The organism is Pedococcus bigeumensis, assembly GCF_006438965.1.
Taxonomy (GTDB): Bacteria; Actinomycetota; Actinomycetes; order Actinomycetales; family Dermatophilaceae; genus Pedococcus; species Pedococcus bigeumensis_A.
Genome location: NZ_RCZM01000006.1, coordinates 62991 through 84116, shown reverse-complemented (window position 1 = coordinate 84116; position 21126 = coordinate 62991). Strand labels below are relative to the sequence as shown.

Genomic DNA, 21126 nt, shown 5'->3' with positions numbered 1-21126 from the left:
GTCTCGCAGGGTGTCCCGCGTCATACTTGCCCGCCGCATCGCTGTGGCCGTGGCAGCCCTGCTCGTCGTCGTTCTCGGAATTGTCGCGGTTCTCGCCGTCACCTGGGTGCGCCGTCCGTTCCCGACGACCGAGGGCGAGATCCAGGTGCCTGGCCTGTCGGGCAAGGTCAGCGTCATCCGCGACGACAGGGGCATCCCGCAGATCTATGCCGACAGCGCTGACGACCTGTTCAAGGCGGAGGGATTCGTCCACGCGCAGGACCGGTTCTTCGAGATGGACCTGCGCCGCCACATCACCTCGGGGCGGCTGTCCGAGCTCGTCGGCAAGGGCGGCCTCGAGACCGATCGGGTGATCCGCACCCTCGGCTGGCGCCGGGTCGCCGAAGCCGAGCTGCCCACCCTCAAGCCCGAGACGCGGCGCTACCTGCAGGCCTACGCCGACGGGGTGAACGCCTACATCCACGCGCAGGGCAGCCCGTCGAAGATGTCCCTCGAGTACGTCGTCCTGGGTCAGAAGGTGCCCGACTACCGGGTCGAGGACTGGACCCCGGCCGACTCCCTCGCCTGGCTCAAGGCGATGGCCTGGGACCTGCGTGGCGACTACAGCGCGGAGCTGATGCGCGCCCGCCTCGCCGGCTCGATGTCCACGGCCCAGATCAACGAGCTCTACCCGGACTACCCCTACGACCAGAACAAGCCGATCCTGTCCCCCCAGGACTGGTCGCCGTCGTCCTCGTCCTCGACGTCGTCCTCGGCGTCGCCGAACTCGGCCGTCCCGGGCGGCGACCTGGCCAAGACCGGCCCGCGCGGCGACCTCGCCAAGGCCGGCCAGGGCGGCGACCTCGCCAAGGAGACGAGCAAGGACGCACAGCGCGCGTATGCCGTGGTGCAGCGTGCGCTCAACGCCGTCCCCGTGACGATGGGTCGAGGTGACGGCATCGGGTCCAACTCGTGGGTCGTCGGCGGCAGTCGCACCAGCACCGGAAAACCGTTGCTGGCCAACGACCCCCACCTCGGTGTCTCGATCCCGGGGATCTGGTACCAGGTCGGCCTGCACTGCCGGTCGGTCGGAAGCAGCTGCCCCTTCGACGTGGCGGGGTACTCGTTCTCGGGCCTGCCCGGTGTGGTCATCGGCCACAACCAGTCGATCGCCTGGGGTTTCACCAACCTCGGGCCGGACGTCAGCGACTTCTTCCTCGAGCAGGTGCGGGGCAACACCTACCTGCGCGACGGCAAGCAGGTCCCGCTCACCATGCGCACCGAGACGATCAAGATCGGTGGTGGCGGCGAGCAGACCATCACGGTCCGCAGCACCGTGCACGGCCCGATCCTGTCGGACGCCATCGAGAACGTCGGGCACGCCGGGGAGAGCCCACCGGTCAACGGCCGGGTCAGCCCAGGAGACTACGAGGTCTCGCTGCAGTGGACCGGCATCGAGGTGAGCCAGACGGCTGACGCGATCTTCGGCCTCAACACGGCGAAGAACTTCGACGAGTTCCGCACTGCCGCAGAGCAGTTCGCGGTCCCGGCGCAGAACCTGCTCTACGCGGACACCGCCGGCAACATCGGCTACCAGGCACCGGGTCGGATCCCGGTCCGCAGTCGCTACATGGAGGCCGCCCCCGGCTACTGGATCCGTCCGGGCTGGGTCTCGTCGTGGGACTGGCAGGGTTACGTGCCCTTCGCGGCGATGCCACACACCTACAACCCACCCGAGGGCTTCATCGTCGCGGCCAACCAGGCGGTCACCGAGAGTGGCACGCCGTTCCTCACGACCGAGTGGGACTACGGCTTCCGTAGCCAGCGGATCCGGTCCCTGTTGGAGAAGAACACCAAGGTCACCCCGGCCGCGATGTCGGCAATCCAGGGCGACACCCGCAGCCAGTTCGCGCCAACCCTGGTCAAGGCCCTGCTGAAGGTGGACCTCGGGAACGATGACTTCACCAAGCAGGCGCAGGAGCTGCTGCGCGGCTGGGACTACACCAACCCGGTCGGCAAGAGCGATTCCGGCGCCGCCGCGGCCTACTACAACGCCGTGTGGTCCAGCCTGCTCGACCTGACCTTCGACGACGAGCTGCCCCAGGACCTGCGCGCGGACGGTGGCGACCAGTGGATGCAGGCCGTCTCGGTGCTGCTCACCAAGCCGCGCTCGGCCTGGTGGGACGACAAGCGCACCCCGGGCGTCACCGAGGGCCAGTCCGAGATCCTGCGCAAGGCGTTGGTCCAGGCGCGGCTCGACCTGACGATGGAGCTCGGCAAGGAGCCGGGCGAGTGGCAGTGGGGCCAGCTCCACCAGCTCACGTTCAAGCACCAGGTCCTCGGAGGCGATGACGTTCCCGGGATCGTGGCCCAGCTCTTCAACCGCGGCCCCATGAACATGCCCGGCGGCTCGGCCATCGTGGACGCCAACGGCTGGAATGCCGCGTGCACCACGACCGATCCTCCCGAGGACTGCAGCAACGGCCAGGGCTACGGCGTCGACTGGGCGCCATCGATGCGGATGGTGGTGGACCTCTCGAACCTCGACCGGTCGCGCTGGGTCAACCAGACCGGGAACAGCGGTCACGCGTTCGCCGACCACTACAACGACCAGTCCGAGGCGTGGGCCAAGAACGAGCTGTACGACTGGCCGTTCAGCCAGAAGGCGGTCCGCGATGCGGGCGGTGACGAGCTGACCCTGGTGCCCGGCGGTTCGTCGAACTGAGGTCAGCGCCGAGGTCGCGCCACCGTGCCCCGGCGGCTCGGTGAGCACCTCCAGGTCTGAGCACAGCTGCTCAAGCCTGCCCTCGCGCAGGTGAACCAACCAACCCTCGATGATCTCCGTCAGCGCTGCATGCGCGCATCGCGTGGATCGCGGCTGGGGTGAGGCCGGGGAAGCCAAGGTCTTGGGTCGCCTGCCTCATCTGCTTCTCCACTCGCGCATTGGCCAGTCGCAGCTGCAGCGGCAGGTCCGCAGGTGTCGGGCCGTCATCGGGAGGTGCTGTGACGCTGGGACCCGAGAGCAGTGCAGCGAAACGCGCCTCTTCGCCCTGACAGACGTCAAGGCGCTTGACGTCTGTCAGGAGACGTATGCCGCTGGTCTCCGGGGCGGGGGCTCTCCACCAGGTCAGGAGCGCGCGCTGCCGTCGTCGGCCCTTCCGACCTCGACGACGCCCAGCTCGGCGGCCATGACTGCATTCACGCGACGGTCGTGGGGCTCGCTCGGCAGCTCCTCGTCGAGCACCTCCCAGGGGTGCACCACCGCCACCAGCCGCGCGCTCGTGCGGGGGATCACCAGGTCGTAGCACCCCTTGCCCTGCCCGATCCGGGTGCCCGACGGGTCCACGCCGTGCGCCGGCAGGAAGACCACCTTCGCCTGCCGGATCGCCTCGGTCCCCAGCGTCTCGGTCCCCAGCGTCCCGGTGCCCGACATATCGGTAGCGGCGGCGCCCGCGGCGGACCCCACCTCGCGCCAGTCCAGGTCCCAGTTCTCGAGCGTCACCGGCACCATCACCCGGATGCCGCGGGCGGACAAGGCGTCGACCATCGCCTCCATGGGGGGTTCCAGAGGTGTTGCCTCGTAGGCGGCGACCCAGTCGCCGCGACCCAGCCCGGCGGCATACACGACCTCGAGCGCGGACAGGGCCAGCTCCTCCGCGTCGCGCGCCCGGTCGCGGGCGGGCACGCGTTCGCGCCGCAGCGCACGCAGGCGCGCTCGCACCGCGCTCTTGCGTGACGATGGCATGCCCAGATCGTCCCACTAGGCTGCCGGTCATGAGCAAGGAAGGGCTGGCGCAGGCCGTCGCACGCATGTCGGAACGAGGCGTCGACGCCTTGGCGATCAAGGTGTTCGAGGACGCTTACCGGCAGCTGGAGGAGGGGGTCACTGGGCTGATCCCGGAGGCCGACATCGAGCCGCTGCGCGACGTCCCGACGCTGGAGAGCATCACCGTCGACGAGGACGAGATGGTCGAGGCGCTGGCCCGCACAGCCGTGGTCAAGCTCAACGGGGGGCTGGGCACGAGCATGGGCCTGTCCGGTCCGAAATCGGTGCTGGAGGTCCGCGACGGGCTGACCTTCCTCGACGTGGTGGCGCGCCAGGTGCTGGCCCTGCGCAAGCGTTACGGCGCGCAGGTTCCGCTGGTCCTGATGAACTCGTTCCGCACCAGGGACCAGTCGCTGGCTGCGTTGGCCGGATACGACGACCTTGCCATCGACGGTCTTCCGCTGGACTTCCTGCAGAACGCCGAACCCAAGCTGCGCGCCGACGACCTCACCCCGGTGTCGTGGCCCGACGACCCCGACCTCGAGTGGTGCCCACCTGGCCACGGTGACGTCTACGTGGCACTGGTGGCCAGCGGCGTGCTCGATGCCTTGCGGGCCAAGGGTTTTCGCTATGCCTTCTTGTCCAACTCCGACAATCTCGGGGCCACCTGCGACCCGGCGATCCCCGCGTGGATGGCCCGCGAGTCCATCTCCTACGTCTCCGAGGTGTGCGAGCGGACCGTCAACGACCGCAAGGGCGGCCACCTCGCCGTGCGCCGCAGTGATGGCCGGTTCGTGCTGCGGGAGAGCGCGATGGTGGCGCCGGACGAGCAGCACTACTTCGAGGACACCGAACGGCACGCGCTGTTCCACGCCAACAACCTGTGGGTGGACCTCGACGCCCTGGCCGAGCAGATGGCAGTGCGCGGCGGCGTCCTCGGCCTGCCCATCATCGTCAACAAGAAGACCGTCGACCCGAGCCGCAAGGACTCGACCGAGGTGATCCAGATCGAGTCGGCCATGGGTACTGCGATCGAGGTGTTCGACGGCTCGCGCGCGGTGCACGTGCCGCGTCGCCGGTTCCGCCCGGTGAAGACGACCAACGAGCTGTTGCTGCTGCGCTCCGACCTCTACGGCTTCGGCGACGAGTTCGAGGTGGTGGCCCAGTCCGACCGACGCGACCCCCGCATCGACCTCGACGGGCACTACACGCTGATCGACGACTTCGACGCCAGGTTCCCCGCGGGGGCGCCGTCCCTGTTCGACTGCACCTCACTGCGCGTCCGGGGCGATGTGACCTTCGGCGCCGACGTTCGATGTGTCGGTGACGTGGAGGTCGAAGCGGATGAGCCACTCACCATCTCCGACGGCAGCACCCTGACGGCGTCAGAGACGGCACTGGAGACGGCGGCCCCCTCGTGATCAGCGTCGAGCAGCACCTGGACCGAATCCTGAGCACCGTCAAGGTGATCCCGCCCTTCGAGCTGGGGGTCCTCGACGCGCAGGGCTGCATCTTGGCCGCTGACGTCCAGGCGCGCGGCTCGCTGCCCGGCTTCACCAACTCCGCCATGGATGGGTATGCCGTGCACGCCGGCGACGTGGCCAGCGCGAGCGCCGACAACCCCGTGCTGCTGCCCGTCGTCAACGACATCGCCGCCGGCAACACCAAGGCGTGGTCGCTCGCCACGGGCCAGACCATGCGGATCATGACCGGCGCCCCGATGCCGCACGGCGCCGACGCGGTCGTGCCCGTGGAGGCGACCGACGGTGGCGTCGTCCGAGTGCAGATCCGGGAGAGCCGCGCCGTGGGGTCACACGTCCGCGAGGTCGGCGAGGACGTCGAGGCCGGCAACGTCGTCCTGCGCCGCGGCACCCTGCTCGGTCCCGGACAGATCGCGCTGCTGGCGGCGGCCGGCATCGCCAGGGTGCGGGTCGTCCCGCGCCCGCGCGTCGTCGTCATCTCGACGGGTGACGAGCTCGTCGAGGTCGGCCGCACCCCCGGGTTCGGCCAGATCGTCGACTCGAACTCGGTCATGCTCACGGCCGCGGTGACCGCGGTGGGTGCCACTCCGTTCCGCGTGGGCGGTGTCCCGGACGACGCCCGGACCCTGATGGAGACGCTGGAGGGCCAGCTGGTCCGCGCCGACGTCATCATCACGACGGGCGGGGTCTCGATGGGGGCCTTCGACACCGTCAAGGAGGTCCTCTCCCGCGTGGGCACCATGCAGTTCGACAAGGTTGCGATGCGCCCGGGCATGCCGCAGGGCTTCGGCGTGCTCGGCGAGGAGCAGGTGCCGGTGTTCACCCTGCCCGGCAACCCGGTGAGTGCCCTCGTGTCCTTCCACGTGTTCGTCGCTCCGGCGCTGCGAGCGATGGCCGGTCGACCCGAACCCTCCTACCCGCCGGGCTACGTGCCCGCCGTGGCGGCCGAGCCGTTCGGCTCGGTCGCGGGCAAGATGGAGTTCGTGAGGGTGATCCTCGACGACGACCGGGCCAGGTTGGCCGGCGGGCAGGGCTCGCACATGCTGGGCGCGCTCGCGGCCGCCGACGCCCTGGCCGTCATCCCCGAGGACGTCGCCGCGGTCGCGGCCGGTGACGAGCTCATGTGCCTGCCGCTGCTCGGTCGGGAGGGGATGTGAGCGTCGACCCCGCCGGGCGCCCGTCCTCGTCCGGACTCACCCATGTCCGACCCGACGGGTCTGCGCACATGGTCGACGTCTCCGCCAAGGCGGTGACCGCACGCGAGGCCTCCGCTGCTGGTCGCGTCCTGCTGTCGTCCGCTGCGGTGGCCGCGCTGCGCGACGGCAACGTCCCCAAGGGCGACGCCCTCGCGGTCGCGCGGATCGCCGGAATCCAGGCGGTGAAGCGCACTCCGGAGCTGATCCCGCTGGCCCACCCGATCGCCGTCCACGGCGTCGAGGTCGACCTCACCGTGGCCGACGACGGTGTCGACATCGGGGCGACCGTACGCACGGCCGACCGCACCGGCATCGAGATGGAAGCCCTGACCGCGGTCGCCGTGGCGGCCCTGGCGCTCATCGACATGGTCAAGGCGGTGGACAAGCACGCGCGGATCACCGACGTCCGGGTCACCGCCAAGTCCGGTGGGCGATCCGGTGACTGGGTGGAGCAGTCGTGAGGGAGGCGGTGCGCGGCACCGAGGGCATGGGCCAGGGCGGCGGCGAACAACGCAATGCAGTGGTGATCACCTGCTCGACCCGGGCGGCCGGTGGCGTCTATCCCGACCGCGGCGGCCCGCTCATCGTGGAAGCGCTGCGGCAGTGGGGTTTCGAGGTCGGCGACCCGCTCGTGGTGCCTGACGGACCCGAGGTGTCCGAGGCGCTGGAGGCGGCGCTGGCGGCCGCGCCCGACGTGGTAATCACCACCGGCGGCACCGGGCTGTCACCCACCGACCGCACACCGGAGGCGACCCGCGCGGTCCTCGACCGCGAGGTGCCAGGTCTCGCCGAAGCCATTCGCGGTGCCGGTCTCGCGGGAGGCGTGCCGACCGCGGCCCTCTCGCGGGGGCTGGTCGGAGTCGCGGGCAGCACGCTGGTGGTCAACCTGCCGGGGTCGACCGGTGGGGTCCGCGACGGGCTGGGGGTGCTGGAGGCGGTCCTGCCGCACGCGCTCTCGCAGATCCGCGGCGGCGACCACTGATGGTCGTCTGGCCCGTCGAGCTCCGGGGCGAGACCCCGGGCGGGGAGCAGCTGCTGCTCGACCCGCTGCGCCGTCGGGACCGGACCGAGTGGACCGAGGTCCGCAGCCGCAACCGGAACTGGCTGGGGCCGTGGGACGCCACCTCGCCGGACAGGGAACCGACCTACGTCTCGTTCCCGGGGCTGGTGCGGCACTACCGGACGGAGGCGAGGGCGGGCCGGATGTTGCCCCTCACGATCCGGGTCGAGGACCGGATCGTCGGGCAGATGGTGCTCTTCGGCATCTCCTACGGGTCGCTCCTGTCGCTCTCGGCCGGGTACTGGGTGGATGAGTCCGTAGCGGGTCGGGGGATCGCACCGACCGCGCTGGCCATGGCGGGCGACCACGCGCTGGGCACGATGGGGCTGCACCGGATCGAGGTCAACATCCGCCCCGAGAACACCAACAGCCTGGCCGTTGTCCGCAAGCTGGGCTTTCGCGACGAAGGCATGCGGGCGGCATACCTGCACATCGACGGGGCCTGGCGCGACCACCGGACGTTCGCCCTCACGACCGAGGATCTGGGCGGTCACGCCCTGCTGGAGCGATTGCACACCAACCACACCAGTCACATTGGCGACACACCGCCCCACGTCCCCGGCGCACCCACGCAAGAGACCTAACGTCGTATCCGTGCAGCCCAGCAGTCTTGTCTTCCTCGTCATCATTGCGGTCTGGGCTGCCTATTTCGTGCAGTACTGGGTCCGTCGCCGCGAACACCTCGCCACCGCGCGCTCGGTCGACCAGTTCTCCGAGTCGATGCGCGTCCTCGAGCGCCGCAGCCCGCTGCCCGTCTCCAACCTCTCGACGCCGCAACCGCGTTCGTATGCCGTGACTCCAGCGCGTGCCGCGCGTCCCCAGTTGCTCGTGAAGCGTGCCGAGACCTCGCAGGCCGAGCTGCCGCCACCGGTCGAGGCCGAGGCGTCGGTTCCCCGGTTGAGTCCCGTCGTCGCCCGGCGCAACCGGGCCATGATCATGCTCGGCGCGCTGTCCACCGTCGTCGTGGCCGTGCCGCTCGTCGCGTTGTCGATGCTGTCGCTGCCGTTCCTGCTGGTGCCGCTGGTGTCGGTCGTCGGCGCAGTCGCCTGGGCCCGCTCAGCCGCCCAGGCCGAGCGCCGTTCCCGCGCCGCCGTCCGTCCTGCCCGGCCCGCTCAACAGCGGATGGCTCAGCAGCGGATGACGCGCGAGCAGCCCGCTGCTGGCGCCGCGGTCGTTGACGCAGCCGAGGCTGCCGCTGTCGCCGATGTCGAGTCCATGGCGGTTGCCGAGGGTGAGCCCGAGGTCGCCGCCCACCCGGTCAAGCCCGAGCTGTTCGACGTCCAGGCGGTGCCGGCCGGTGTAGCCGCCCCCGCTGCCCTCGCGGCCGAGGCCGTCGGCGCCCCGATGCGTCCCCTCGTTGACGAGGACGACATCCCACTCACCTGGGACCCGGTGCCGGTGCCGCGGCCGACCTACACGATGAAGTCCCGCGTGACCCGTCCTGCGCCCACGTCCGCCGACCTGGTGGGTGACGCCGACACGGAGTACGCGGCGTACGAGGACATGCCCGAGCGTCGGGTCGCCGGCGCCTGACCACCCGCTCCGTCGCGGCGTGGTCGCTGCCTACTTGGAACCCCACACGGCCTGGGCGCCCGAGTCGCCGGTGAGCACCACGATGGTCGCGGTGCCGATCGCGCTCGCTGCGACGAGCAGTGCCAGCACCAGTCGCGGCAGGGTGGCGGAGCCGCGGCGGAGGTAGAACCACTGCGCGAGGGTCGTCACGGCGAGGGCGACTGCCCAGGGCAGCACTTGGGTGCCGAAGTTCTGGTGTCGCTGGATGAACGGCGGGTTGCCGAGCTTGTGGGCGAGGTCGTTCCCGGCCCGCGTGGTGATGGGGACGGCCGCAGCGCCGATGACGGCGCCGAGGGGGACCAGGAAGGTCAGCTTGCGCTGCGCGGCCGGCCACGCGCTCGCCACCACCGCAGCGACGGAGGTCAGCGGCAGCAACACGACGACGAGATGCACGAGCAGGACGTGGGCGGGAAGTCCGTTGATCTCCATGACCGAGGAACGTAGCCGAGCTCGCTGAGGTTCACTCACTGAACGCAGCGCCGTGCTGTCTCGTCCTTTACGGCGAGTTCCCCGTGCGGGGAGGATCGGATGTGGCGAGTGGAGCTGGGAGGAGTGGGGAGTGGCGACGAGCCAGCGCGAAGCGGCCCTGCAGGGTCTGCATGACCGTCATGCCGCGGAGCTGTGGCGGTTCGCGTTGCGACTGACCCGTGACCCCCAGGTCGCCGAGGACGTCGTGCAGGAGTCGCTGCTGCGGGCCTGGCGCGACCCGGCGTTGGGGACGCGGTCCGAACCGCAGGCCCGCGCCTGGTTGTTCACCGTCGTGCGCAACCTGGTGGTCGACCGCTGGCGCAGCGCGGCATCCCGGCACGAGGTCGCAGGGATCGACTTCGTCGAGGCCGGCGTGGGGGACCGGTCCGGCGAGGTGCTGGACCGGTGGCTGCTCACTGATGCGCTCGCCGCGGTGTCGCGCGAGCACCGGCAGGTCATCGCTGCCGCCTACTACGAGGGGAGAACCGTGGCCGAGATCGCGGCCGAGCTGAGGGTGCCGGAGGGGACCGTGAAGTCGCGGCTCCACTACGGGCTTCGCAGCCTGCGACTGGTCCTGCAGGAGAAGGGGGTGACCGGCCGATGAGCACCCACGACGAGTACGCCGACTGGGACGCGGCCTACGTGCTGGGCGCCCTCTCGGTCGCCGAGCGGCGCGAGTACGAGGAGCACCTCGCAGGGTGCGCCGCCTGTCGCGCTGCCGTGGCCGAGCTGGCCGGTATGCCGGGGTTGCTCGCCCAGCTGCCGCCCGGTGAGGTCCTGGCGATGGACCACGGTGGCGCCCTCGGCGCCGAGGCTGACGGCGACCTGATGAAGCTGGAGCCACCCGCCTCGATGATGCCCGAGCTTGCTACCCGTCCGACCCGTCTGGGCCGCAGCCGGTGGCTGGCGCCCGTGGCCGCCGCAGCCGCCGCCCTCCTCATCGGCGGCGTCGGTGGGTATGCCGTGTCGACCGCCGGGCGTGACGATGCGCCCTCGCCCGGGTCCAGCTCGACCTCGACCGGGCCCGGGGGAGGCGTCGTGGCTGGGCCGGGGCGGTTGGCCTTCACTGCAGTCGAGCCCTCGCTGATGACGGCGGTCGTGGATGTCGTGCCGATCGCCAACGGGACCGAGCTGCGGGTGGAGTGCCAGTACGCGCGGTCGACGGCTAGCTCAGCGACCGCGACCGGCTCCGGGGCGACCGGCTCAGGGGCGACCGGCTCAGGGGCGACCGGCGGGTCGGGCGGTTCCGGTGGCGGCGACTACCGGGTGGACTACGCGATCTGGGTCGTCGACCGCGCCGGTCGGGCGACCGAGCTCCGCGACTGGACGGCCCGTCCGGACCGGATCATGCACCCGGTCGGCGTCTCGGCCTTGCCGATCGCGCAGATCGCCTCGGTGGAGATCCGCCAGGTCGACACCGGACACACCGTGATGCGAGCCAGCCTGACCTGAGGCGAGAGCGGACAGGCACCTCGCCACCGCAGCACACACCGTTTTTCGTCGCGCGCACTGCTGGTGTTATTGTTTCGTCCGCATCAGGGGCTGTGGCGCAGTTGGTAGCGCGTCTCGTTCGCAATGAGAAGGCCAGGGGTTCGAATCCCCTCAGCTCCACCCATCGGAACCCCGTCTGACCTGCACACACGTGCTCGGTCGGGCGGGGTTCTTCGTTTGTCAGGCGGACGCCAGCCGCCGCTCGCGTGCCCGCGTTGCGCGCACCTAGAGGCAGTTCGCGCCGACGCGGAGCCCGACAACCTCCTGCCCGACTGGTGGCCGTCGCACGTCGGCAACGAACGTCAGGTCAGCGGCGTCCAGGCGCCGGACCCCTATCTGGAAGTCCCCCTTGCAGTACGCCGGCCCGTGGGCCAGGGCATGTCGCCTCCAGCCGTCCGTCTCCAGCCGTAGAGAGACCGCATGGACGGTCACGGCGGCATCGGGAACGGCGTAGTAGCGCACCACCGCCGGACACCCATCGCTGAAGCACCACTCATTTCCCTCCCAGGCATGGCCCAGCAGCTGACCGTCGGAGAGGGTGCCCCACTGGTCCGCAACCGTTGTCACCCTGCCGAAGCTCGGCGTCGCCTGAGCCGGTATGCCCCAGACCAAGAGGGCAATCAAGGCTGTGGCTCCCAGGAAGATAACTCGGCGTCGCACCATCCGCCGGCACAAGAACCAGGTCGGGACCGCGAGAGGAACGAACGCCACCGCGGACCACCGCCACGCTCCGGTTTCGCCTGCAACACCGGACAGCTCCAGGTACGCCGTGGCAACCACTACCCAGACCGACCAGACCAGCACCAGCAGGCCCACCCGGAGGGCCCGACCACCGACGGTCAAGGGCGCGACCAAGCGCGCACCATGAAGCACACGCACATCCGTCGACTGGCCCACACCGTGGATTCTCCGGACAGGGGGCTGGCCCGTCATCCGTTCCGCTACTCACCTGTGGCGCCTTGCGGTGAGGTTGGGGAGGCGCTCGCTGGGTGGCAGCCCTGGTTGGTGCCGCCACCCAACGGCGCGGGCCGTCCTCCTACTTCGCGACGGCCCCGGTGTCGTCCCACACGTTGCCCGTCCAGGCATTGCCGGAGTTGGCTGGCGACCATTCGGTGGAGGTCCCCCAGTACCCACCACCGGGCCCGCCGTTTGTTCCTGCAGGGTAGAGGTGCCGTGAGAAGCGGTTGTTGGTGAACTTGATGCCCGTGGCGTTGTTGCCGCCGAGGTAGACCATGTAGCCGCCACCGGCGATCAGGTTGTCATCGACCACGGAGTTGCGCGGGGTGCCGAAGTCCGCGAACAGGGCGATGGCCGCGGTGCTGGTCCACTTGTTGTAGACCGTGTTGTGCCGGTACGTGATTCCGCACTCGGAGTTGCACATCAGTCCGTCGTCGTGCGCGCCGGAGATGTGGGCCATGTCGTGGATGTAGGAGTTCGTGATGACGGTGCCCTCACCGACGATGCAGTCCATGCAGTTGGACAGGTTCACCTTGTCGATGGTGGTGGGGCCGCTGCCCATCTCGAAGATGGCGTACTGGACCGAGCCGGAGCCCGCATCCTTGCCGGCGATGTCGACGTTGCTGATCTTCGCGTAGCCGGCACCCTGGATCCCCAGCGCCCAGCGGTCGGTGGCAGTGATACGCATCCGGACGTTCTTGACGGTCACGTTCTTGCCGGTGATGGTGAACGAGCAGTCCACCAGGTCGAGGTTCTGGATGACGGCGTTGTCCACGTTCCCGTTGGTCGGGCAGGGGCCAGGACTCACAGGTCCGGACAGGCCGGTGTTGGTGGCGTCGGGGTACCCGCACTTGCTGGGGTTGGGGCCGCAGTTGAGACCAGCCGGCACTGCGGTCGTTGTGCTCGAGGTTGACGGAGCGGGTGTCGACGTCGTTGACGTCGTCGAAGTGGGGGACATCGTGACGGTGACCGTTCTCGGCGGCGCGGTGACAGTCGACGTTGACGTCGCCGTGACCGTTGACGTCACAGAGACGTTCGGCACGGAACAGTGCACGTCGAACGACTGATCGGTGGCGCCCGCGGTGATCGTGGGGTTGGCGGTACACGTCGCGGTCGAGCTGGAGGCTGCGGCATACGCCACACCCCCACCGGTGAGCGCAATCAGGGCCACCACTCCAGCGGCGATGGCCACCTTCTTGGATTTCAGGTTTGGCCGCCCGGCAGCGGAGGCATGGGCAGGGACATAGCGGATCAGCATGGGAACTCCAGCAGTCAGGGTGGCGCGGCCCAATCTGGACCAGCGGTCGTGCAATGGACGGTGAATGCAAACAAATCCATGCAACAGCTGGGTCTTGGCCGATTGCGCACCCTGCGCGGTGCTTCAACATGCCGGGCGGTCAAGTCGACGATGTCGACGGTTAATGCCCGATTCCACTAGCAAGCGCTAATGAATCCATTCAGTGTCTAGTACAAATGAACTAGACACTGCGTTGAGATATAGCAGCATTCGGGATCAAATGCAAGATTCGGGCACGGCTCCCGTGCAGTCCGCGCCCAGCATCCTCCGACGATGACACCATAATTGCTTGACATGACACCACTGTGGTGTCACGATGGTGCCATGGAACTTGGACAGTACGTCAGCGAGCTGCAGCGCCAGCTACTGGATGCCGCGGAGAACGGCGCTGACGACACCCGTGTCGTTGCCGAGCGACTCACCGCCGGACTGGATGCAGCGACTCGGCTCGTGCTGCTGGACGCGCTGTCCGCGGCAGTCGGCGAGATCACCCGGGACCTCGCGCCGGGCTCCGTCGACCTGCGGCTGCGCGGCCGCGAGGTCGAGTTCGTCGTCAGCCAATCGAATGCGGAGCCGGACGCCGACGAGCGGCCCGCCGCCACAGTGGACCTCGACGACGCGAGCACCTCGCGCACCACACTTCGTCTGCCGGACGCCCTCAAGGCACGGGTGGACGAGGCGGCAGCGGCGGACGGCCTGTCCGTGAACACCTGGCTGGTCCGCGCGGTTGCCTCCGCTCTCCAGCCCAGGCAACGACGCTCCGCCCAGCGCACGCTGCGCACCGGCGACAACTTCGCAGGCTGGGCGCGCTAGACCGCTCAACCACCACCTCCACCAGCCACGCGGACCCGCGGGTTCGGTCAAACACGCCCATGGAAAGGCAGGCGCCAGCATGCCCAGTTACCCCACCCCCACCCCCATCGACCTCGCGATCAAGCTGCCGGTCGGAGCGATTGAGGTCATCGCCGGTGACCGGGACGACACCGTCGTGACGGTGTCGCCCACGAACCCGGCAAAGGCCGCTGACGTTCGAGGTGCGGAGGAGACCAAGGTCGACTTCGACGGCCAGCGGCTCACCATCACCGGCCCGCGACCCCGCTTCAGCTTCGTCGGCCCGTTCGAGTCGGTCGACGTCAAGGTCGAGCTGCCGGCCGGGTCTCGGCTCACCGCCGAGACCTCCGCCGGGGCTGTCCGCACCACCGGCCGCCTCGGGGCCACCCGTCTCAAGAGCTCGATGGTCGATCTCGACAGGACCGGGGACCTCTGGGTGCGCGCGATGAGCGGCAACGTGACGGTCGCGAACGCCGAGGGCGGGGTCGAGATCACGGCCGACCACGGCCAGATCCGGCTGGGCGCGGTCACCGGCGACGCCGTCCTCAAGGCCTCGCACGGGACCATCACCATCGGCGAGTGCGGCGGCGAGCTCGAGGCGAAGCTCTCCTACGGCGACCTCGACATCACGAAGGCGCTCGAGTCGGTCAGTGCGAAAACCGCGTACGGCAGCATCCAGTTGCACGAGATCTCCAGCGGCTCGATCCAGGTCGAGACCGGCTACGGACAGATCACGATCGGTGTGCGCCCGGGTGTCCCGGCGTGGCTCGACCTCTCCTCGAAGGACGGCCGCGTACGCAACCAGCTGGACGGCGACAGCGCTCCCGATCCGTCCGAGCAGACCGTCGCGGTGCGCGCCCGCACCCAGTACGGCGACATCACCATCCAGCGCGCCCGGTGACTCCCGAGCGACCCAACGGCCTGCTCAACAGCAGACCCAACAGCGTGACCAACGGAAAGGAACGAGATCCCATGACCACTTCAGCGATCGAAGTCCACGGGCTTCGGAAGTCGTACGGCGACAAGGTCGTGCTCGACGGCGTCGACCTGACCGTCGCCGCGGGCACGGTGACCGCCCTGCTCGGACCGAACGGTGCCGGCAAGACCACCACCGTGCACATCCTGAGCACCCTCGTGCAGCCTGACGGCGGCACGGCATACGTGAACGGCTGCGATGTCGCCCGCGATCCCGGCGGTGTCCGCGCGGGGATCGGCCTCACCGGCCAGTTCTCCGCGGTCGACGGCCTGCTCACGGGCGAGGAGAACCTCTTGCTCATGGCGCGCCTGCGGCACCTCGGAGCGGACCGCGCGAAGGCGCGGGTGGCCGAGCTGCTGGAGGAGTTCGACCTCGTCGAGGCCGCTCGGAAGCCGCTCGCCACCTACTCCGGGGGGATGCGTCGCCGCCTCGACCTCGCGATGACCCTCGTCGCGACACCGAGCGTGATCTTCCTCGACGAGCCCACGACCGGCCTGGACCCGCGCAGCCGCCACACCATGTGGGACATCGTGCGCGGCCTGGTCGCCGAGGGCACCACCGTGCTGCTCACCACCCAGTACCTCGACGAGGCGGACGAGCTCGCGGACCGCATCGCCGTGCTCGACGGTGGCCGCATCGTCGCCGACGGCACACCTGACGAGCTCAAGCGCCTGGTGCCCGGTGGGCACATCCGGCTCCGCTTCGCGGATGCGGCGGCGCTGGACGCCGCCTCCCGCCTGCTCGACGAGACCGCTCGCGACGAGTCCGGGCTGGCGCTCACCGTGCCGACCGACGGTGGGGTCGGCGCGCTGCGCACCGTCCTGGGTCGGCTGGACGCGGCCAACCTCGAGGTCGACGACCTCAGCATCCACACCCCGGACCTTGATGACGTGTTCTTCGCGCTCACCGGCCGGGTCGACACGAAGGAGACAGCGTCATGACCACCATCACCACCACGCGCCCGACGACGTCGGACACCCGCCGACAGTCGCACGTCGTCGCCGACGCGGTCACGATGCTGCGCCGCAACCTGCTGCACATCGTGCGCTACCCGGGCCTGACCGTCTTCGTGATCGGCGCGCCCGTGGTGTTCCTGCTGCTGTTCGTGTACGTCTTCGGCGGCACGCTCGGGGCCGGCCTGCCCGGCGTTGACCTCGCCGGAGGCCGGGCGGCCTATGTCGCGTACGTCATGCCAGGCATCCTGGCCATGACGATCGCCGGCACCGCCGGCGGCGCTGCGACGACCGTCGCGATGGACATGACCGAAGGCATCACCGCGCGCTTCCGCACCATGGCCATCTCGCGGGCTGCCGTGCTCGCCGGGCACGTGCTCGGCAACACGATCCAGGCGCTCATCGGTGTCGTCGTCGTGCTGGGGGTGGGCCTGCTGGTCGGGTTCCGCCCGTCGGCCGGACCGACCGACTGGCTCGCAGCCCTCGGCATGATCGTGCTCATCGCCTTCGCGATCAGCTGGCTCGCGGTCGCGATGGGCATGCAGGCGAAGTCCGTCGAGAACGCGAGCAACCTCCCCACCCCACTTCTGCTGCTCCCCTTCCTCGGCAGCGGCTTCGTCCCGACCGACTCGATGCCGGGCTGGATGCAGTGGTTCGCCGACTACCAGCCGTTCACACCGTTCATCGAGACCATCCGCGGGCTGCTGCTCGGCACGCCGCTCGACTGGAACCCGGCCCTCGCGATCGGCTGGTGTGTCGTGATCGCCGTCGCCGGGTACGCCTGGTCGATGGCCATCTACGAGCGGAAGTCGGTGCGCTGAGCGAAAGTCCACACCCGACGACGGGCGGTCGCGAGCTTCGCTACCGCCCGTTCGCGCACCGTGCGCGGCCCGTCTCATGATGGTCGCAGTTCGAATTAGGCCAAACTGCGAACTAACTCGGTATGCTGGCTGCGCGGGACCCAGCCCGCAGCGGGCCAGGAGGGCGGATGGCGACACGATCGACGGCTGAGGCCCAGCGCACCGGCGGTCGCACCGACGCGGCGTCGATGCGGCGCGCCAACACCGGCCTGATCCTGCGCCACCTGCGGGACCAGGGCGGCAGGTCCCGCGCAAGGCTGGCTGCCGAGACGGGCCTGTCCAAGGCCACCATGTCGACCCTCATCGCCGAGCTGGTCGAGCGCGGCCTGGTGGTGGAGGGGCAGCCCGACCGCGCCGGCGCCGTCGGTCGTCCCGGGCTGACCGTCACCCTCGACGGGCGGGGTGTCTGCGGGCTCGGGGTCGAGATCAGCGTCGACTACCTCAGCCTGATCGCGGTCGACCTGTCGGGCACCGTCATCCGTGAGTCGACCCGCCCGATCGATGCCGCCAACCTTCCGGCTGCGGACGTCATCGCGCGCGTTGCCGACCTCCTGGGCGAGACGCTCGCCTCGTTGCGCTCCGCGGGCGTGCGCTGCGTGGCCATCACCGTCGCGGCACCCGGGTTCGCCGACAGTGACACCGGGATCGTGCGACTCGCCTCCAACCTCGGCTGGCGTGACGTCGCCCTCGTCGACGACCTCAAACAGTCACTGGGGCAAGAGGTTCCGCCTATCTCCGCTCAGCACGACGCAAAGCTCGGCGCGGTCGCCGAGCTGGCCCAGCTGGCCGGCCGCGACGTCGAGGACCTGCTCTACATCTCCGGCGATGTCGGCGTCGGTGGCGGCATCATCTCCGGGGGTCAGATCATGCGCGGGGCCAAAGGGTCAGCGGGGGAGATCGGGCACCTGCCGCTCGACCCAGCCGGTCGCCAGTGCGCCTGCGGACGTCGTGGCTGCTGGGAGACGATGGTCGGCCTGGCCGCCTTCCTGCGCCTCGCCGCCGACGAGGCCGACCCGGTGCGCAACCCCGGCCGGCCGCTCGAGGACCGGCTGCGCGAGCTGCACCGTCGAGCGGAGGACGGTGACGAGCGCACCCTGTCGGCGCTGGCCACGGTCGCCGAGGGCCTGGGTGCGGGGGTGTCCATCCTCGTCGACATCCTCGATCCCCTCCTGGTCGTCCTCGGCGGCTACTTCGCGTGGTTCGAGGAGTGGCTGATCGCACCCGTTGCCGACCTCGTGGTCGAGCGCCGGCTCAACCCCGACACCGAGGTATGCCGCGTGGTGGGCTCCTCGCTGGGCCTCACCTCCGCTGCGCGGGGCGGCGCGCACTACTCGATCGACAGGGTGTTCCAGGATCCGAGCGTGGTCTCATCTTGACAGGGCCATCTACCCTGACGGGATAATTCAGAGACCGAACAATCACCGACCGATGAGGTACCCATGTCGCCGAGCACCCCGAGCGGCCTCGAGCGGCGCGAGCCGGCTCAGCTCTCGGTCATCCTCGACGGCCGGACCGCGCGGGCCTGACGATGACACGTCCCGCCGCGATGCTCCCGCCATCACCCAGTGGTGCGACCACCGAGGTGGTCGCCGCGGTCGACGTCGGTGGCACTCGGATCAAGGCCGCTCTGGTGGACCGGTCCTACACCGTTCTGGCCCAGACGACCACACCGACTCCCGCCGACATAGGGGCCGACATCGGGGGAGCTGTCGCGGCCACCGTGAAGGCACTGCTGGAATCCGTGCCGCCCGGGCAGGCAGCTCAGCTGGTGGGCTGCGGTGTGGTCGTGCCGGGCCTCGTCGACGAGGAGGACGGCATCGGTATCTACTCATCCAACCTCGGGTGGCGCGACCTCGACATCCGCGCGCAGGTCGAGTCCTTCCTCGGTCTCCCGGCCGTGGTCGGCCACGACGTGCGGGCTGGGCTGCTTGCCGAGTCCCGGCTCGGTGCAGCCGGTGGGCACCGGCAGGTCCTGTTCATGCCGCTCGGCACCGGCATCGCCGGGGCGCTCCTGCTCGACGGGTCCGTGGTGTCCGGAGACGGCTGGGCGGGCGAGCTCGGCCACGTGGTCATCGACCCGTCCGGCCCCCCCTGTCCCTGCGGGCAGCGAGGTTGTCTCGAGGTGCTGGCCTCGGCTGGCGCGATCGAACGGATCTATCGCTCGCAGTCCCACGAGCGGCTGTCCGCTGAGGACATCGCCGCCCGCGCCGAGGCTGGGGAGTCCCTGGCCTCCTCGGTCTGGGCCGGTGCGGTACGTGCCCTCGGTCAGGCCATCGTCATGACGGTCACCCTGACCGGCGTCGACCTCGTCCTCGTCGGCGGCGGCCTCTCGCAGAGCGGCGAGGTGCTGCTCAGGCCGCTGCGCGACGACGTCGCCGGGCGCCTCACCTTCCAACGACCGCCCACCATCCAGCGCGCCGGACTCGGCGACCGGGCCGGGTCGCTCGGCGCCGCCTGCCTCATCTGGGACTCGCTGTGATCATCACCGTCACCCCGAACGCCGCGCTCGATTTGACCTACGAGGTCGACGCGCTCACGCGGCATACCATTCACCGGGTGCGGTCCGTCACCGAGCGCGCGGGCGGCAAGGGGATCAACGTCGCGTCGGTGCTGGCCCAGCTGGGCCACGAGGTGGTCGTGACCGGTTGCGCGGGGGGCGCCACGGGCGCACAGGTCTGCGCGGACCTCGACGCCCGCGGTCTGGCCCACTCGTTCGCCGCCTCCGACGGGGAGGCCCGACGGACGCTGACGGTGGTGTCCACGTCCGAGGGTGACGCGACGGTGTTCAACGAGCCCGGACCCGTGCAGTCGCCCGAGGCCTGGCAGTCGCTGCTCGACCACGTGAGCGGCCTGGTGGCCGAGACGGGCGCCAGTGTGGTGGTGCTCTCCGGGAGCCTGCCGCCCGGCGCTCCCGCTGACGGCTACGCCTCCCTCGTGCGCCGCTGCCGCGACGCGGGGGCGGCAGTGGTCCTGGATGCCGACGGAGAGCCACTGCGGCTGGGCCTCGCAGCCCAGCCCGACATCGTCAAGCCCAACCGCGCGGAGCTCGCCGAGACCACCGGTGTCGAGGACGCGGCAGCAGGGGTCGCGGCGCTGCGCGCCCTGGGCGGCCGCGACGTCGTCGTCTCGGCCGGCCCCGACGGCCTGACCTGGTATGCCGCGGACGGCACCGCCGTGCGCGCCCGCCTGGACGCTTCGCTCCGCGGCAACCCCACCGGCGCTGGCGACGCCGTGGTCGCCGCCTTGGCGGCCGGGCTGGTCGGGCGCCGTCCCCGCGACCTGGTCGTCCGCGACGCGGTGGCGTGGTCAGCTGCGGCGGTGCTCCAGCCGGTGGCCGGCGTGGTGGATCCGACTGACGTGGCCCGACTGGCGGCGCAGACTCTCGTGGAGGACGTTCGATGACCCTGGTGAACCTCGCCGACGTGCTGTCCGACGCCTCGCGGGGTTCCCGCGGAGTCGGGGCGTTCAACGTGATCCAGATCGAGCATGCCGAAGCCCTGGTGGCTGCGGCCGAGGAGACCGGCCTGCCGGTGGTGTTGCAGATCAGCGAGAACGCAGCGCGCTATCACGGGGCGCTCGCGCCGATTGCATTGGCCACCAAGGCGATTGCCCAGGCGTCGGCCGCGCAGTGCGTCCTCCACCTGGACCACGCGGAGAGCGAGACACTGGTCGACGAAGCGGTTTCCCTTGGCTTCACCTCCGTCATGTTCGACGGGTCGAAGCTGGAGGACGCAACCAACCGCTCGACCACCCGCGGCGTCGTCCAGCGCTGTCACGACGCAGGGGTCTCCGTCGAGGCTGAGCTCGGGGAGATCGGCGGCAAGGACGGCGTGCACGCCCCGGGCGTCCGCACCGATCCCGCTGACGCAGCTGCGTTTGCCGCAGACACCGGGGTGGATGCCTTGGCTGTCGCGGTGGGGTCGTCGCACGCCATGACCAGCCGGACGGCGACCCTCGACCTCGAGCTGATCGCACGGATCCATGACCTCGTGCCCGTGCCGTTGGTGCTGCACGGTTCGTCGGGTGTGGCCGACGACGCCCTGGTCGCGGCCGTCCGGAGCGGCATGACCAAGGTCAACATCGCCACCCACCTCAACTCGGCGTTCACCACTGCCGTGCGCGACTACCTCGCGGAGCACCCGTCCGTCGTCGACACCCGGAAGTACCTCGGCGCCGGCCGCGGGGCGGTCCAGACCGAGACCGCGCGGCTGCTCCGACTGCTCGCCGGGGCCTGAACGC

The 21126-nt window shown here is 70.2% G+C and carries 22 protein-coding genes and 1 tRNA gene; 19 read left to right on the top strand and 4 right to left on the bottom strand.

All coding sequences use genetic code 11. The features are described from left to right. Positions 1-10: 10 nt before the first annotated feature. Positions 11-2704 carry a penicillin acylase family protein gene (locus EAH86_RS16785; RefSeq protein WP_170212820.1) on the top strand — a complete coding sequence of 898 codons (2694 nt, stop codon included), beginning with the start codon at positions 11-13 and terminating at the stop codon, positions 2702-2704. Between the two features lie 402 nt (positions 2705-3106). Here the strand turns inward: EAH86_RS16785 and EAH86_RS16780 are convergent, their stop codons facing one another. After that, the gene (locus EAH86_RS16780) at positions 3107-3724 is read right to left on the bottom strand and encodes a 5-formyltetrahydrofolate cyclo-ligase (RefSeq protein WP_140742878.1); all 618 of its coding nucleotides are present in this window, start codon (positions 3722-3724) and stop codon (positions 3107-3109) included. A 29-nt stretch (positions 3725-3753) separates the two neighbouring features. Between EAH86_RS16780 and EAH86_RS16775 the strand changes: the two genes are divergently transcribed. The 6 genes from EAH86_RS16775 to EAH86_RS16750 are packed head-to-tail and all read left to right on the top strand — an operon-like array spanning position 3754 to position 9015. Next, positions 3754-5166 (top strand): UTP--glucose-1-phosphate uridylyltransferase, encoded by a 1413-nt coding sequence (locus EAH86_RS16775; protein WP_140742876.1) that lies wholly within the window; start codon positions 3754-3756, stop codon positions 5164-5166. Then, complete coding sequence (gene glp, locus EAH86_RS16770) at positions 5163-6383, top strand: gephyrin-like molybdotransferase Glp (protein ID WP_140742874.1); 1221 nt, start codon at positions 5163-5165, stop codon at positions 6381-6383. The genes EAH86_RS16775 and glp overlap by 4 nt, the downstream gene beginning before the upstream one ends. Further along, entirely contained in the window at positions 6380-6883 is a 504-nt protein-coding gene (gene moaC, locus EAH86_RS16765) for a cyclic pyranopterin monophosphate synthase MoaC (protein ID WP_140742872.1), read from the top strand. The genes glp and moaC overlap by 4 nt, the downstream gene beginning before the upstream one ends. 26 nt (positions 6884-6909) lie before the next feature. Beyond that, positions 6910-7404 (top strand): MogA/MoaB family molybdenum cofactor biosynthesis protein, encoded by a 495-nt coding sequence (locus EAH86_RS16760; protein ID WP_140743342.1) that lies wholly within the window; start codon positions 6910-6912, stop codon positions 7402-7404. After that, complete coding sequence (locus EAH86_RS16755) at positions 7404-8066, top strand: GNAT family N-acetyltransferase (protein ID WP_140742870.1); 663 nt, start codon at positions 7404-7406, stop codon at positions 8064-8066. Before EAH86_RS16760 ends, EAH86_RS16755 begins: the two co-directional genes overlap by 1 nt. A 10-nt stretch (positions 8067-8076) precedes the next feature. Further along, positions 8077-9015 carry a hypothetical protein gene (locus EAH86_RS16750; protein ID WP_140742868.1) on the top strand — a complete coding sequence of 313 codons (939 nt, stop codon included), beginning with the start codon at positions 8077-8079 and terminating at the stop codon, positions 9013-9015. Between the two features lie 30 nt (positions 9016-9045). On the opposite strand, the gene EAH86_RS16745 is transcribed toward EAH86_RS16750, so the two are convergent. Further along, positions 9046-9483, bottom strand: a complete 438-nt coding sequence (locus EAH86_RS16745; protein ID WP_140742867.1) for a DUF2231 domain-containing protein — start codon at positions 9481-9483, stop codon at positions 9046-9048. A 130-nt stretch (positions 9484-9613) separates the two neighbouring features. Between EAH86_RS16745 and EAH86_RS16740 the strand changes: the two genes are divergently transcribed. The 3 genes from EAH86_RS16740 to EAH86_RS16730 all read left to right on the top strand — a co-directional run bounded on the left by EAH86_RS16740 (position 9614) and on the right by EAH86_RS16730 (position 11133). Further along, on the top strand, positions 9614-10126 hold the full coding sequence (locus tag EAH86_RS16740) for a sigma-70 family RNA polymerase sigma factor (RefSeq protein ID WP_170212819.1): 513 nt from the start codon (positions 9614-9616) through the stop codon (positions 10124-10126). After that, a complete protein-coding gene (locus EAH86_RS16735; protein WP_140742866.1) occupies positions 10123-10974 on the top strand; it encodes an anti-sigma factor family protein in 852 nt (283 codons plus the stop codon). The genes EAH86_RS16740 and EAH86_RS16735 overlap by 4 nt, the downstream gene beginning before the upstream one ends. An 86-nt stretch (positions 10975-11060) precedes the next feature. Continuing rightward, positions 11061-11133, top strand: a tRNA-Ala gene (locus EAH86_RS16730). Between the two features lie 105 nt (positions 11134-11238). Here EAH86_RS16730 and EAH86_RS16725 read toward each other — a convergent pair. Both EAH86_RS16725 and EAH86_RS16720 read right to left on the bottom strand, forming a co-directional pair. After that, complete coding sequence (locus tag EAH86_RS16725) at positions 11239-11910, bottom strand: hypothetical protein (protein WP_140742865.1); 672 nt, start codon at positions 11908-11910, stop codon at positions 11239-11241. Between the two features lie 139 nt (positions 11911-12049). Then, positions 12050-12745: a hypothetical protein gene (locus tag EAH86_RS16720; protein ID WP_140742864.1), complete on the bottom strand. Its 696-nt coding sequence runs from the start codon at positions 12743-12745 to the stop codon at positions 12050-12052. Between EAH86_RS16720 and EAH86_RS16715 the strand changes: the two genes are divergently transcribed. The 9 genes from EAH86_RS16715 to EAH86_RS16675 all read left to right on the top strand — a co-directional run bounded on the left by EAH86_RS16715 (position 12729) and on the right by EAH86_RS16675 (position 21122). After that, on the top strand, positions 12729-13037 hold the full coding sequence (locus EAH86_RS16715; protein WP_140742863.1) for a hypothetical protein: 309 nt from the start codon (positions 12729-12731) through the stop codon (positions 13035-13037). The two genes, EAH86_RS16720 and EAH86_RS16715, sit on opposite strands and share 17 nt — an antisense overlap. Positions 13038-13591: 554 nt before the next feature. After that, positions 13592-14080: a toxin-antitoxin system HicB family antitoxin gene (locus EAH86_RS16710; protein ID WP_140742862.1), complete on the top strand. Its 489-nt coding sequence runs from the start codon at positions 13592-13594 to the stop codon at positions 14078-14080. A 79-nt stretch (positions 14081-14159) separates the two neighbouring features. Next, positions 14160-14999 carry a DUF4097 family beta strand repeat-containing protein gene (locus EAH86_RS16705; RefSeq protein ID WP_140742861.1) on the top strand — a complete coding sequence of 280 codons (840 nt, stop codon included), beginning with the start codon at positions 14160-14162 and terminating at the stop codon, positions 14997-14999. Between the two features lie 71 nt (positions 15000-15070). Further along, a complete protein-coding gene (locus EAH86_RS16700; RefSeq protein WP_140742860.1) occupies positions 15071-16015 on the top strand; it encodes an ATP-binding cassette domain-containing protein in 945 nt (314 codons plus the stop codon). Next, complete coding sequence (locus tag EAH86_RS16695; protein ID WP_140742859.1) at positions 16012-16848, top strand: ABC transporter permease; 837 nt, start codon at positions 16012-16014, stop codon at positions 16846-16848. The genes EAH86_RS16700 and EAH86_RS16695 overlap by 4 nt, the downstream gene beginning before the upstream one ends. A gap of 167 nt (positions 16849-17015) precedes the next feature. Then, on the top strand, positions 17016-18263 hold the full coding sequence (locus EAH86_RS16690) for an ROK family transcriptional regulator (protein WP_140742858.1): 1248 nt from the start codon (positions 17016-17018) through the stop codon (positions 18261-18263). 152 nt (positions 18264-18415) lie between these two features. Continuing rightward, the gene (locus EAH86_RS16685) at positions 18416-19366 is read left to right on the top strand and encodes an ROK family protein (protein ID WP_241668418.1); all 951 of its coding nucleotides are present in this window, start codon (positions 18416-18418) and stop codon (positions 19364-19366) included. Continuing rightward, positions 19363-20289 carry a 1-phosphofructokinase family hexose kinase gene (locus EAH86_RS16680; RefSeq protein ID WP_140742857.1) on the top strand — a complete coding sequence of 309 codons (927 nt, stop codon included), beginning with the start codon at positions 19363-19365 and terminating at the stop codon, positions 20287-20289. The genes EAH86_RS16685 and EAH86_RS16680 overlap by 4 nt, the downstream gene beginning before the upstream one ends. Beyond that, positions 20286-21122, top strand: a complete 837-nt coding sequence (locus tag EAH86_RS16675) for a class II fructose-bisphosphate aldolase (protein WP_140742856.1) — start codon at positions 20286-20288, stop codon at positions 21120-21122. The genes EAH86_RS16680 and EAH86_RS16675 overlap by 4 nt, the downstream gene beginning before the upstream one ends. Positions 21123-21126 lie beyond the last annotated feature (4 nt).

Excerpts from the sequence above, each read along its gene's own strand:
- EAH86_RS16715 (WP_140742863.1), top strand. The coding sequence starts at position 12,729 with ATGACGGCGTTGTCCACGTTCCCGTTGGTCGGGCAGGGGCCAGGACTC.
- EAH86_RS16755 (WP_140742870.1), top strand. The coding sequence starts at position 7,404 with ATGGTCGTCTGGCCCGTCGAGCTCCGGGGCGAGACCCCGGGCGGGGAG.
- EAH86_RS16745 (WP_140742867.1), bottom strand. The coding sequence starts at position 9,483 with ATGGAGATCAACGGACTTCCCGCCCACGTCCTGCTCGTGCATCTCGTC.
- EAH86_RS16675 (WP_140742856.1), top strand. The coding sequence starts at position 20,286 with ATGACCCTGGTGAACCTCGCCGACGTGCTGTCCGACGCCTCGCGGGGT.
- EAH86_RS16690 (WP_140742858.1), top strand. The coding sequence starts at position 17,016 with ATGGCGACACGATCGACGGCTGAGGCCCAGCGCACCGGCGGTCGCACC.
- EAH86_RS16695 (WP_140742859.1), top strand. The coding sequence starts at position 16,012 with ATGACCACCATCACCACCACGCGCCCGACGACGTCGGACACCCGCCGA.
- EAH86_RS16780 (WP_140742878.1), bottom strand. The coding sequence starts at position 3,724 with ATGCCATCGTCACGCAAGAGCGCGGTGCGAGCGCGCCTGCGTGCGCTG.
- EAH86_RS16775 (WP_140742876.1), top strand. The coding sequence starts at position 3,754 with ATGAGCAAGGAAGGGCTGGCGCAGGCCGTCGCACGCATGTCGGAACGA.
- EAH86_RS16705 (WP_140742861.1), top strand. The coding sequence starts at position 14,160 with ATGCCCAGTTACCCCACCCCCACCCCCATCGACCTCGCGATCAAGCTG.
- EAH86_RS16735 (WP_140742866.1), top strand. The coding sequence starts at position 10,123 with ATGAGCACCCACGACGAGTACGCCGACTGGGACGCGGCCTACGTGCTG.
- EAH86_RS16685 (WP_241668418.1), top strand. The coding sequence starts at position 18,416 with ATGACACGTCCCGCCGCGATGCTCCCGCCATCACCCAGTGGTGCGACC.
- EAH86_RS16700 (WP_140742860.1), top strand. The coding sequence starts at position 15,071 with ATGACCACTTCAGCGATCGAAGTCCACGGGCTTCGGAAGTCGTACGGC.
- EAH86_RS16710 (WP_140742862.1), top strand. The coding sequence starts at position 13,592 with ATGGAACTTGGACAGTACGTCAGCGAGCTGCAGCGCCAGCTACTGGAT.
- EAH86_RS16760 (WP_140743342.1), top strand. The coding sequence starts at position 6,910 with ATGGGCCAGGGCGGCGGCGAACAACGCAATGCAGTGGTGATCACCTGC.